The sequence below is a fragment of the Pseudoalteromonas sp. genome (genome assembly GCF_036960685.1).
Taxonomy (GTDB): Bacteria; Pseudomonadota; Gammaproteobacteria; order Enterobacterales; family Alteromonadaceae; genus Pseudoalteromonas.
The window spans coordinates 55272-68204 of the sequence record NZ_JBALXK010000010.1; the positions used below are offsets into that span (position 1 = coordinate 55272).

10 protein-coding genes are annotated in these 12933 nt (G+C 39.3%); 3 read left to right on the top strand and 7 right to left on the bottom strand.

The features are described 5' to 3' along the window. Positions 1-107: 107 nt before the first annotated feature. A complete protein-coding gene (locus V7783_RS10335) occupies positions 108-1814 on the top strand; it encodes a lysophospholipid acyltransferase family protein (RefSeq protein WP_335678634.1) in 1707 nt (568 codons plus the stop codon). A gap of 21 nt (positions 1815-1835) precedes the next feature. Here V7783_RS10335 and V7783_RS10340 read toward each other — a convergent pair whose 3' ends face one another. From V7783_RS10340 to V7783_RS10350, 3 genes are all read right to left on the bottom strand, one after another. Further along, positions 1836-2876 (bottom strand): acyltransferase family protein, encoded by a 1041-nt coding sequence (locus V7783_RS10340; protein ID WP_335678635.1) that lies wholly within the window; start codon positions 2874-2876, stop codon positions 1836-1838. Positions 2877-3005: 129 nt separating this feature from the next. Next, positions 3006-4217, bottom strand: a complete 1212-nt coding sequence (gene dapE / locus V7783_RS10345) for a succinyl-diaminopimelate desuccinylase (protein WP_335678636.1) — start codon at positions 4215-4217, stop codon at positions 3006-3008. 56 nt (positions 4218-4273) lie between these two features. Next, positions 4274-5692 carry an MATE family efflux transporter gene (locus V7783_RS10350; protein ID WP_335678637.1) on the bottom strand — a complete coding sequence of 473 codons (1419 nt, stop codon included), beginning with the start codon at positions 5690-5692 and terminating at the stop codon, positions 4274-4276. A 240-nt stretch (positions 5693-5932) separates the two neighbouring features. Here V7783_RS10350 and V7783_RS10355 point away from each other — a divergent pair, with 240 nt between their 5' ends. Next, a complete protein-coding gene (locus V7783_RS10355) occupies positions 5933-6586 on the top strand; it encodes an OmpW/AlkL family protein (RefSeq protein ID WP_335678638.1) in 654 nt (217 codons plus the stop codon). A 37-nt stretch (positions 6587-6623) separates the two neighbouring features. Here V7783_RS10355 and V7783_RS10360 read toward each other — a convergent pair whose 3' ends face one another. Further along, positions 6624-7160: a thioesterase family protein gene (locus tag V7783_RS10360; RefSeq protein ID WP_064665825.1), complete on the bottom strand. Its 537-nt coding sequence runs from the start codon at positions 7158-7160 to the stop codon at positions 6624-6626. Positions 7161-7269: 109 nt separating this feature from the next. On the opposite strand from V7783_RS10360, the gene V7783_RS10365 reads away from it, so the two are divergent. Then, the gene (locus tag V7783_RS10365) at positions 7270-7764 is read left to right on the top strand and encodes a hypothetical protein (RefSeq protein ID WP_335678639.1); all 495 of its coding nucleotides are present in this window, start codon (positions 7270-7272) and stop codon (positions 7762-7764) included. A gap of 26 nt (positions 7765-7790) precedes the next feature. On the opposite strand, the gene tyrR is transcribed toward V7783_RS10365, so the two are convergent. The 3 genes from tyrR to bcsE all read right to left on the bottom strand — a co-directional run bounded on the left by tyrR (position 7791) and on the right by bcsE (position 12827). Further along, the gene (gene tyrR / locus V7783_RS10370) at positions 7791-9347 is read right to left on the bottom strand and encodes a transcriptional regulator TyrR (RefSeq protein ID WP_335678640.1); all 1557 of its coding nucleotides are present in this window, start codon (positions 9345-9347) and stop codon (positions 7791-7793) included. Positions 9348-9442: 95 nt separating this feature from the next. Then, entirely contained in the window at positions 9443-11026 is a 1584-nt protein-coding gene (gene bcsG / locus V7783_RS10375) for a cellulose biosynthesis protein BcsG (RefSeq protein WP_335678641.1), read from the bottom strand. A gap of 169 nt (positions 11027-11195) precedes the next feature. After that, positions 11196-12827, bottom strand: coding sequence for a cellulose biosynthesis protein BcsE (gene bcsE, locus V7783_RS10380; protein WP_335678642.1), 1632 nt, complete (start codon positions 12825-12827; stop codon positions 11196-11198). Positions 12828-12933 lie beyond the last annotated feature (106 nt).

Below are 12933 nucleotides of genomic sequence, written 5' to 3' on the forward strand. Positions count from 1 at the left end.
TATCTAAGGACTATTACTCTTCAAACAGTCACACAACTGCAACCTAACTGTCATAGCAAACTTCTATGCTGAACACAGATTGATCGCTAGATGACGATGAGGTAATTATGATCAGTGTTGATAAAGTAATCGCAGCAAACCTACCACAGTTAGAAAATTCACCCAAAGTTAAAGGTTTAGTGAAAAAAGGCTTAGGTTATTTACTTCATGAGCAAGAATTTGTTGCCTTTGGTGATGCTTACCCACACCTGCAAGGAATAGAGTTTGTGGAGCAAGTACTTGATGAACTCGATTTTGATACTCGTTATAAGCCAAAACAAATAGAGCATATTCCCAGTGAAGGTAAACTCGTCATTGTTGCCAATCACCCCATCGGTTCGTTAGATGCGCTAGCACTGATAAAAGTATTATCAAGTGTGCGAAAAGATTTAAAAGTCGTCGCCAATCGTATGCTGATGTCAGTCACCCCAATGCATTCATTGCTTTTACCGGTGGATAACTTATCTGGTACCAGTAAAAAACAAGAATTAACCAATATTCATCAACATTTAAGAGAAGAAGGGGCAATCTTAATTTTTCCAGCAGGGGAGGTATCACGCCTGAGTCCTACAGGCATTAAAGACTGTAAATGGAACAGCGGTTTTTTACGGATCGCTAAAAAAGCCAACTGCCCTATTCTGCCCATTTTTATCAAAGCCAAAAATAGCCCATTATTTTACGGTACCTCTATGATCTATAAACCTTTAGCGAGCTTACTATTGGTTAAAGAGATGTTTAAGCAACGACAAAAGTCATTAGAGTTTGAAATTGGCGCGTCTATCCCTCCCGAATCTTATTTAATTGAAAACCTAAAAGACAAAGAAGTGGTCAACCTCATTCGTAAGCAGCTGTATATGCTTACTTCAAAAAAGACCTTGCCACTGAAAACTCAAACCCCTATTGCCACTCCTGAGTGTAGAAAAGAGCTTAAAAAAGCCATAGAGCAATGCGAGCGCTTAGGCACTACACAAGATGGCATGCAGATATATCTATATCAATATCAGGGCAGCTCCCCGATTTTTCGAGAGTTAGGGCGGCTAAGAGAGATCTCTTTTCGAACTGTCGGCGAAGGAAGTGGCAAACGCCGCGATATCGACAAATACGATATGGATTACCAACATTTAGTATTATGGGATAGCAGTCAATTAGAATTAGTGGGTGCTTATCGATTAGCCTGCGCGCAAGAGATCATCAACAAACATGGCCGTAAAGGTTTATACACCGACAGTTTATTTTCCTACAGCGATGAAATGGCCCCCTATTTCGAAGCCGGTATCGAGCTTGGCCGCAGCTTTGTGCAACCTAAATACTGGGGCCGTAAAAGCCTTGATTATTTATGGTATGGCATCGGTGCATTTGTAAAAAACTATCCGCAATATCGCTACCTTTACGGTGCCGTGAGTGTGTCAAACGCCCTGCCAGAACAAGCTAAAGCACTGTTGGTACATTATTATCAACATTATTACGGCACTAAGGAGACTATCGCGACACCGAATAATGAGTTTAAGCTCACTGAGCAGCAGTTTAAACAATGCCAGAACCTCTTTTGTGGCGATGATGTGAAAGAAGACTTTGTCGAATTAAAGCATATCCTTGCCAATATAGGGGCACAAGTACCCACTTTATTCAAACAATATACAGAGCTGTGTGAACCTGGCGGCGTGAAGTTTTTAAGTTTTAGTGTCGATCCAGATTTCAATAATTGTATTGATGGCCTAGTGCTAGTTGATCTTGAAAAAGTAAAAGAAGGCAAAGCAAAGCGCTACCTGAAGTAGCGCTTAACTTACTGGAAGCGATTAATAACCAATAATGTAGCGACTGTGCTTAGGAATAATCTTTTTCATTAACTTAGCTATAAGTGCACATATTAAAGCGACTGATAGTACAAATAGCGCTAATACTAGCCAAGAATTAAGGTGTAAAAAATCAAATTTAGAACGACTTAAAGCCCATATTATAAATGGGTGAATAAAAAATGCTGTAAAGCTAGTTAAGGCAATGTAATTAATAATTTTGCTATCATAATTTTCAAATCTATTTAGCCAAATCATAAAGAAAAAACACAATAAAAATTTTTGGAAATACATAAGATCAATACCGCCATACTCAAAAGTAGGTTTATGGTAATTGCCTTGGTAACCTAAACTAGCTTGAAAATAAGCAATTAACAGTGCGGCTCCGAGTAAGTATAACTCCTTACCTCTAAGTTTTTCATAAATAAACTCTTTATGTATGGAGGCCGTGATCCCAATTAAATATACCGGACTGAAATATAAAACACTCTGTAAAACATGGATGTTAGCAACTGGCCTATGCATAAATATAGCGACCACACTCAAACCAAAAATCAGAACCAGCTGACGACTTAAAGTAAGTCTTATGTATTTCATATGCAAAGGAGACAATAAAAAAGTAATCATAATGAAAGGGATATACCAATAGGCCTCTAAAAATCGACCAGACAAGTAGTATTTAAATGTCGGCACTAAATACTCGTTAAATACACCACTGCCATTTGGTAAAAAGTAAGCCCCAAAAACGTCTTTCTTCATCGAAACATAAAGAAAAATGGGAACAAAACTAAGTAGTAAATAAGGTAAAAATACGTTTAAGAATTTAGCAGTTAAGAATTTTTTATATTTATAGCGAGGATAAAAAATATGGTGGAATAAAAAACCAGATATAAACACAAACAAGCTTGTTCCACCTGCAATCAAGTTTCTTAACGTTATATCGAACGTATTATCAAACTCCATTCCAATAGTACCAAAAGAATGACCAGCGATAATTAAAATGATTGCAATCGCTCTAAAGTGATTAAACGAGTTAATTTTCATAAATATCCATTTCTAAATCACCTTTTAGGTGCTAAGCGTCATTTTTATCCTATATTAGAATATAAAGCAGAGGAAATTTTCACTTTAAAAATAAACAAAACTATACAAGTTTAATATTGTTTATAAGGTTTAATCTGGCTTTTCAGAGCCATTATTAAATGAACCAATAAATAACTTCTTTAGTAAGCGCGTGTATATTTGCTCTATTTTCAATAAATCATTAATAGGCACATGCTCGTTAACTTGGTGGATGGTATTATTTCGTACCCCACATTCAATCACTTGGGTGTGGCTATTAGCAAAAAAGCGGCCATCGGACGTACCACCGCTGGTGCTTAGTAGTGGGTAGCTTCCAGTTACATCAAAAACTGCTTGTTCTACTTTTTCTAATAAGCAATTGTTAGTTTGATGACTGGTATAAAATGATTCACAGGGACGCTGCCACTCAATATCTATGTATTGCTGTAAGTCAGCTAACGCGAATTGAATGTCATTTTTTATATCACTGCTTTTATAACCATGGCTATAACGAATATTAAATGTCATTTCGCACCATGCTGGCACCATATTATCGACCACATTTGCAACATTAATTCCAGTGATTTGCACACTGGTTTTAGAGCTAGGCTCATCACGTTGCCACATAATATTAGTCAACCGCTTCACCACATCGGCACTTAAGTGGGCTGCATTTAAGGTGTTTTCTGGGTATGCAACATGACCTGCCTTACCTTTAATTGTTAGTTGTGCAGAAAGTGCACCTCGACGGCCATTCTTAATCGTATCACCCACCTGCAAATGACTGGTGGGCTCGCCAACAATACAGCCGTCAAGTTGGATGCCCTGTTGCGCTAAACGCTCAGCAATAAGCAGTGAACCATATTCCGCTTCACCTTCCTCATCTGAGGTGATCAACCAATAAAAAGTACCTTGCTTATTCACCGTATGGCTTACTAAAGCGCGACAGGCGGCTAACATAGCTGCAACGCCCCCTTTCATATCAGCGCTACCACGACCATATATAGCACCGTCAATGATCTCCCCAGAGAATGGCTCTGCTCGCCACGCTCCTCCTGACGCTGGCACAACATCAATATGACCTGAAAAAGCATAGTTAGGCCCATCGCCAAAGCTAATTTTGGCAATCAAGTTAGTTACGTTATTAAAGGTAAATTGCTCACAGTCAAAACCAAGTGCTCTTAACTGTGTATTAAGCCAATCTATTGCGCCAGCTTGTTGGGGCGTAACAGATTTAAATTTGATCAGCGTTTGTAAATCATCGATCACAGCATGGCGTTGGCTTGCTTGCTGTTGAATGTTAGTTTGGGCAGCAAAGGTCATAATAAACACACCTATTTCTATAGAATGTATTCATTACAACCTGTATTTATGACCGCTTAATGACTGCCTTCTTCGATAAAGGCTTCTTGGGTAACTTGAGCGATGTCTTTGTCATCCTTAGTAAGTTTTGTTTGCTGCCAACGACCACGCACAAACCACAGATATGACACCACAGCAACGAGCACATTGGTTACTGCAAACGAGTACCAAATCCCTTGATCGCCAAGTGCCGTGTGTTTTGACAAAATATACGCCGCAGGGAATTGCACCACACATTGAGAAAACAATGCCAATAGCATCGCATTAAGCATATTGCCCGATGCTCTAAATGCAGCAACGACACATAACTGCACCCCAATACCACCCCAAGTTAAGCACATAACCCGAATAAACTCGGCTCCTTTACTGATCACGGCTTGATCATCAGGGATAAAAAATGCCACTAAGTGAGGCGCAAATAGATAAGCAAGTACACCAATGAAAGAGAGCCCACATAAGCCCCACAGCACTGCCAGTTTAGTGATTTGTTCAGCTCTGTGTGGATTGCCAGCCCCCATGTTTTGCCCAACTAAGGTAGATACAGCCATCGAAAGCCCCATTGCTGGGATCATCACCATCTGCAAAATATTAGACCCCACACCATAAGATGCAATGGTTTGAGTGCCAAAACTGGCCACCAAGAAAGACATGATTATAAGGCCAAACGCGCGTGCAGAAAGCTCAACGGAGCCTGGTGCACCTAAATAAAACGCTTGTTTTATATAGCTATAATCAGGAGCGAAACTTGAAAGCTTAAGTTTAATGCCATGACGACCACGTAAAAATATAACAATCCCAGCGATGGCAGCTAAGCTTTGCGTCACTAAGGTCGCTAATGCGGCTCCCATTACACCTAGACCTTCAAAACTACCATACCCAAAGATAAATAGCGGATCGAGCACAAAATTCAACAGCACAGTCACTGTTACTATTATCAGAGGCACTTTTGTTTGCCCAATCCCGCGCATTAAAGCCTGAAACATGGCATAAATAAACACAAACACTACACCGGCAAACGACACATGCATAAATTTTAAAGCATCGTTATATACCGCATCCTCAACCCCTAGCAAATGCAAAAAGTAAGGTGAAAGTAGATACCCTATTATCCCTAATATAATCGCTGTCACCGTCACCATCAGCACGGTTTGCGCAGCCACATGGTTTACTTTATCTTGTTGGCCTGCGCCCATATATTGCGCTGATAAAATTGCCCCTGCCATGGCAAGCCCAGAGCCAATCGCAATCACTAAAAATGTCACAGGCATACTCACAGACACTGCCGCGACTTGCGCTGCGCCTAAGCGGCCAACCCAAAAAGCATCGGTTAATTGATAAGCTGATTGCAAGATATTGATAAGAATAATAGGAACGGCAAGTTTTAACAGCGCTTTGCTGATAGAACCGGATAGAAAAAGGTGATTAGTATCGTTCATTGCATACCCTTGTGTTGAGCTACAAGTATACCTTATTTCTATGACCTATTGATGAATAGCGCAAAAAAATGGCTCCCATGTCAATAAGTTTCAGTGCTCAAATAAGCAAACCTTAATCTACATCAAACAAACGCCAAAGCACCAAATACAAGGTTATAAAGCTTGATCTAGAACAGCTTTTTATTCCTCGAATAATTGATAATAGCGTCAATTCAAAAATTAAAGTTCTCGGAGAACAGCATGAAAAAACAACTTAGCGCAGCGTTATTCACTTCACTTTTAATCGCCTCTCCTTTTGCTAGTGCAAACTTTAGCGTTAATGTAGGTGCTATTAGTGTTGACCCTGACAACAGTAGCTCAGCAATAAATGAAGCGCCTACTCTTGGCTTAAAAGGCGGTGCTGATACGCAACTGGGTGTCACTATAGACTACGCTTTTAATGATAAGTGGGTACTTGAGCTAGTTACAGCCACACCTTTTGACCACAACGTTAATGGTACTGGCGGTTTAGCCGGCAATAAAATTGCAGATATTAAACAATTACCACCGACATTGTTTGCCCAGTATCACTTTTTCGATAACAGCTATGCGTTTCGCCCATTCGTTGGTGTAGGTGTTAACTACACAGTGTTTTTTGATGAGCAACCAACAGATGCACTCAAAGCAACATTAGGCACTGATGACGTAGAAGTTAAATTAGACAATTCTTTTGGCTTTGCAGCACAGGCAGGCTTTAACTATATGATGAATGAAAATTGGGGCTTACATGCCATGGTATCAATTATCGATATCGAAACTGATGCAACTGTTTACGCAGATGGTGCACAAGCTTTAACGTCAACAGTGAAAATTGACCCTGTTGTTGCAATGTTAGGGGTAAAATACGCTTTTTAATTAGTCACTAAAAAGGCCTAACGGCCTTTTTATATTATTAGCTGGGAAGATTTGTTATTTTTTTCTGCTCTAACATTTCTTTCCAGTGCATGATCTCTGGCGGCAGAATTGGCGCAACACCATCAAAGTTAACCGCCTCTAACATTTCTTCGACACTGACTACACCGCGCTTACGCTTAAATACCCCTCTTACATACGCAATCGCATGTAAACCTCGCGCTGAGTGAAACTTTTGCTCAATATAAAAATATTTATGATCCCAGCCAACTAAACGGGTGCTGATGGTGTAACGCTGCATTGGCTTAATATCACGGATATAAGTAATCGCAGTCGCGTTCACAATAGGAAACCAACGCTTTTTCATTATGGTGTTAAGCAGCCCTACGCGTTCTGTCATCCATGTACGCGCTAAATCCATCATCGCTAAGTAACGTGAATTGGTCAGGTGCAAATTGATATCACAATCACTAGGCAGCGCTTTGTATTCTATATCTACTGTCTCTAACAATGATTGGTAATCACGGTTGCGTTTGATTTTGAAAAACAATAATAAAAGGCGAAAATATAAGTTCACAATGAAGGTCTTACCAGTTAACAATTGACTGAGTGTAGCATAGCGTATTGCATTGGAGAATATTCTGCTCTAATCTCACGGTTCATAATCATAAAAAGTAGCAACAATAATGAACAAAGTTATTTTTTCCTGTGGTTTTTTACTTATGCTGTGCTGCAACAGTGCGTGGGCTGACTTTAACTACCCAGGAACAGGCACCATAAGCTACCCAACAGGGGCTGAGAAACCATTTCAGTTTGGCTTTAATTGGCAACAAGCTGATGAGCAATTTACCATTGGTAGCAAAACATACTCAATGGCGTTACCAGAATCGTATTCCATCGCGATAACGCTTGCCAAAGATGATCAACAAGTGTGGGTGCAAGAGTTTAATAATGGCTTTTTTGAAGGCTTTACTTGGCAAATTGGTGAACACACCATCAAACTAGAGAAACGCCAATTTAAAGAGCCAGTAAAAGGAAATTATGTTATTAGCCTTGATAATAAAGACTATTTTTTTGCCCGTAATAACATCAGTATTATCATTAAGTTTAACCCTGATGGTGATGGTATTGATAATATTGCTATTGATGGAGTCACTAAAGACATGGGCACCAAACAGTAACCCATGTGTTGAATTTAACCTATAAGTTAGACTTTTACCGTTTTGCGATTAATGCCATAGTCACGAAGCTTATTCGCCACGGCAGTATGACTTAAGCCTAACCGCTTAGCTAACTGCCGAGAGCTTGGATACGCAGGATAGAGCTTTCGCAATAAAGTCGCTTCAAAGCGTTTTACCGCTTGATCTAACGAACCTTCAAAATCAGATTCTAAATAACCTAAATCATGAGTAAAGGTAGGTAATTGTAAATGCTCAACGCGCAGCTCATTATCATCTAATAATGATACAGCACGATAAATCGCATTTTCTAACTGGCGAACATTACCAGGCCACGGATATTCTTGCAGAAAAGACAAACACTCAGCTGATAGTTCCGGAATAGCATGACCATTTTGTTGCGCATATTTTTGAATGAAGTGCTCAGCTAATGGACCCACATCTGCTTTTCTATCTCGTAAAGGAGCGATTTCCAATGTGAGCACATTAATACGGTAGTATAAATCTTCCCTAAAAACGCCCTCTTGTACCATTGCTGGCAAGTCTTTTTGTGTGGCAGCAATAATTCGCACATTCACTTTTACTTCGTTTTCATCACCCACTTTACGAAATGTACCGTCTTGCAAAAAGCGTAGTAACTTAGTTTGTAGCTGGGTAGACATCTCGCCTACTTCATCTAAAAATACCGTACCGCCATCTGCTTGCTCAAGTACACCGCGTTTTGGCGCGGCATTTTCTTCATAGCCAGCGTAACCAAATAACTCAGATTCAGCGACATCATCAGGTAATGACGCACACGATAACGCAATAAACGGTTTTACTGAACGGTTAGACGCATAATGACAAGCGCGCGCTAATAACTCTTTGCCTGTGCCTGTTTCACCTGTTATTAAAATCGGCGCTTCAAGTTGTGCCATTTTTCTCGCTTCACGTACCACACGACGCATCGCAGTACTGAAGTTATGAATGGTTGCAAAGCTTTCTTGTCCATAGCGGCGAAACGCACTGACTTGTTGACCTAATCGGCTTTGTGATTTGATATTGATCACCGCACCAGCGAGTACATCACCTTCATTTCCTTGTGGTACTGCAATTGGCAGTATGTCAGCAATAAAATCTTCACCGGCAACTTCAACTCGGGTTGTTTGCCCTAACACTTCTTTGCTTTCTAACCAACGCGTAAAGTTAAAGCCTTTGAGTAGATTGTTTATGTTGGAGCCTATTATTTCTTTTTCGCTCATCTGCAAGTCTTTACACGCAGCATCGTTACATAATCTTACCCAACCTTTAGCATCAATAGAAATAACGCCATCAGGTAATGCCCGTAATAACGTATTAAGCTCATTATGCTCACGCTCAGAAGGTAAAAATGCAGTGGTACGCACATCCTGCACACCATCGATTAGCCGAATTGAAGGCATGATTTTTTGAAATTGCTCAAACTCAATCGGTGGAAAACTCACATACATACGACAGTTTACAGAATCTACTTCAATACCTTTAAGATCAACTTGGTAGTTCACCAAGATATTGAGTATTTCTTGTGCAATACCAATACGATCTGCACAATGGATATCTAAACGCATTACACCCTCAAGAAAGAGAAACTTATATGTCGCGAATAATACGCGAACTCCACTACTGAGGATAGTCTATTGTAAAGATTTTTGGACAATAGCGTCTAATTACTAGGGTATCGGGTCCATTCTCCGCCATCAAGTTGAATATAAGGTTCACCTTTAATGTACATCATAACGGTGTCCTGGTTTTCAGCGACTTTGGTGATGCTGCGAGTATTACCAAGTAATCTATCAACTGCTGTTGCTCCAGAGAAAACATCACTTTTCACTGCGTTATTTATTAGCTCAGATAATGAAAAATAACTCACAGTGTCAGTTACTTCTATAAGTTCACGGCTTTTCACATTAGGCCCAATAAACTTAACAGCGGTTGGTACTGATACAATTGACGGGCTTGGAATTTCTCTTAGGCCTGCAAATTGTAACTTGTCGCCCGCTAATGCCGCGCCATGTTCAGGCACAACCACTAACAATACATTGCGTCCTTGGTTTTCAAGCTCATCAATAAAGCGATTAATATCATTGAATAATTGTTGCTGTCGGGTTGGGTAGCTTTGTAAGCTATTCATTCGACCACGTCCTGCTAACTGATTACCATCGTGTAAACTGATTGAATTGTAATACAAGGCCCTAGGCTGAGAGTTATTTGGTTGTTTATTAAGCCAATCCAGCAATACTTCTGAATCAGAATAAATTGGCTTGCCGTCAAACCCATATTGCATCGGTGATAACCCAGAAAAATCAAACTTAGGAGCTGACACACCACCGTGTTGGTTAAGCAAGCCAATAAAATCATCAAAATGGCCATCATGATTCATTGCTACACTGTTGCTATAACCTAACTTAGTTAAGTTATTAAACAGGTGACATTGTTCATCGACTGGTTTAAATAATGAGTCTTGATCTGTTTGCCCGCAACTTGCTCTGAGCAAACGAATTGCAGCAGGGCCACTGTAGGAGGTGGCCGAATTAAAATCACTAAACAAAATGTCAAAGTTTTTAAACAGCTCATTTGCTTTAACACCAATTGCGTTTAGATCTGCATTAGCTAATGAACATATATTCAACACAACCACATCAAACTGTTCACCTTGAAACGTATCAGCGAATTGTGTTTTTAATCTTGCTTGCTGTTGATAAAACATTGTTAATTGTTGGTCTGGGGTACCAGCAAGTTCAGACTGAGTGATATTAACTGGCACCACTTGCGATGTTACTTTATTACTTGCCACTGTAGGTAAACTAGCATCTACAGCTGCTACCGGTGTCGTTGAAAACCAGTAAACATACGCAAAGCCAAGGACTGTGATACTGGTATAACGTAACCATTTTACGCTGTACCAATAAATTAAACTTAATACAAACACGCCTAGCAACAAATCAATACTCACCATGCGTGCTACAATCTCTAAAAAATAATCAAAACTAAACTCTTGTAAGTTTGTAGCTTGCTTTAATAGCCTAGAAATAGGGGGTAACCAAGAATCATGATATAAAAGCGCTATTGCTAAAACGACAGAAAGCCCATTTTTAATGCGCATAACTATGCGAGAGTCGCTTGATAACAAAAGAAACGCAAAAAAAGCAGCATTAGATAACCAATCAAATGAAATATCACCTCGCAGATACAAAGCAAATTTTGCTAAAAAGTATAAATTCCAAACACCTAATCCTGAAAGCTTCACTTGCCGTCCTTTTTCTGTTTTTTGGGAGTATATGGGATTAATAAAACATGGCGAAATGTTAGTTTTCGATACACTTTTATAAGTTTACTTAGCACCGCCTTACCTATATTACCAAGGATAATCCCCAGCAATAAAGCAATTACAAAGGTTATAAAAAACTGATTTAAGCTCATTTTGACTCCCCTTTGAGAATAACTTTAATGGGCATAGAAACTGGTCTCACGACTTTTCTAAATTCAGCCGTTTCAGCACTCAAAGTAGCAACATCCGGTGTTTGTCCATCAAAAATATAACTTATATTTTCCTGTAACTGCTCTGTGTAATCAGGCACTTGTGTTGCTTGATACTCCCGAGCTAAACGGCGACACTCTTGCTGAATGTAAAAATGATCAGCAATCACATTTTTCGAAATGAAAAAGTCAGCAATATCTAACTTAAATAAATGTTTAATAGCACTGTCCACATCATGTTCTCTACAGGCATGTAGATAGAGATATACCTGGCCGTCAACATAGCTAAAAATATCGCCCTCTCGCTTTACATGAAATAAATGTAACGGGTGAATTGCATCAATACGTGGTAATAATTCCAATACCACTAACACACCACTAACGCCTAAATTAGCAGCTGAATCACTGTGTTTAGTGACCTGCTTAGCAAAATCGCTGAGTGGCAAATAACCTTTGTGAAGTACGCTATCGCTGTATTTTAACACATCGTCGATTGAGCTTGGCAACGGTCTAGAAAATTGGAAACCTTGAATCGACTGGATCTGCGACAATAACCGTGAAGGCTCAGAAAAACTATATAAGATAAGGTTAACGCCTAAGGTTAAAAATAAACACTCATCTTGATGTCGAATAACGCCATCAACGTTCTGAATTACTAGTTTTAACTTTCTGCCGCACTGTTTACGCAAGGAAAAACATTCTCTAGCCAGTAAAGACAAGTCGGTATAGCGCGTTACAGCAAAAACCAGCGTGGCAGCCTTCATTTTAAATGCATGTTCATACAGAGCATCATTATCTTCAATAACTTTGTAATACGCAGGTAGTTTTGTCCCCGCTGGTACAGCACTTTTCACAAGCCAAACGTCATCTTCATCAAAGTCTTGGTTAGTTGCACTGCTACCGTAAGCTTGTGAGGTATCTTTGTCAGCAGTTAACACTATGAGTTGGTTATTTTTACGTTGATAATTAATGGTCTCTGCCGCAATAACGCCTTCACTATGATGCCAGAAATCATATTCTAAGCTGTAAACTGATGCTTCTTGGGTCATATTTACCACACCATCAATCACATCATTAAACATTAAGAGCTGGCGACGCAAGTCACTATTATTTGCTCCTGAAATTAAAAACACCACGGTCGCATTTTCTGCAATTGAAAAATTTTTGTAAAGTGTGAGCTGACCTTTAAGCTCTTCGGTTTTATAGTCAACAAACATATCAGAGCTCAAATGAACCATCACACAACTATTTTTTATTACTGTGTATTCTTTGAGTTCATTGAGGATCCCTTTAGAAAACCATCGCTTTTTTGCAAAGCTAATATCGTTACTTAAATTAAATGGATGCAGCTTACCTTCGTCATACAGGGTGTGTAAGTGGCCTGAATGGTCACTTTCAAAAAAAATATCGACTTGCTTTGACAGCAAAAATATATGTTCACTAGTATTAGAAAGCATGTTTTGAGTTAATTCTATTAACTGATTGTCTAAAGGCGCAATCAGTGCATAATTCGCACTACACTTTAGTTCAGAAAATGTTGGATTTAATCCTGAAATATTTAATTTAGGCAACTTAACCCCTCTAAAGGATACTTTAGTACTAGTTTTAAGCTGTATTCTATATATAATACAGCTTATGTACACAAACAAATCACAAATTTAAACGACTTTTATCATT

Coding starts and splice junctions, on each gene's coding strand:
- dapE (WP_335678636.1), bottom strand. CDS start 4,217: ATGACCTTTGCTGCCCAAACTAACATTCAACAGCAAGCAAGCCAACGC.
- tyrR (WP_335678640.1), bottom strand. CDS start 9,347: ATGCGTTTAGATATCCATTGTGCAGATCGTATTGGTATTGCACAAGAA.
- V7783_RS10350 (WP_335678637.1), bottom strand. CDS start 5,692: ATGAACGATACTAATCACCTTTTTCTATCCGGTTCTATCAGCAAAGCG.
- V7783_RS10335 (WP_335678634.1), top strand. CDS start 108: ATGATCAGTGTTGATAAAGTAATCGCAGCAAACCTACCACAGTTAGAA.
- V7783_RS10340 (WP_335678635.1), bottom strand. CDS start 2,876: ATGAAAATTAACTCGTTTAATCACTTTAGAGCGATTGCAATCATTTTA.
- V7783_RS10355 (WP_335678638.1), top strand. CDS start 5,933: ATGAAAAAACAACTTAGCGCAGCGTTATTCACTTCACTTTTAATCGCC.
- V7783_RS10365 (WP_335678639.1), top strand. CDS start 7,270: ATGAACAAAGTTATTTTTTCCTGTGGTTTTTTACTTATGCTGTGCTGC.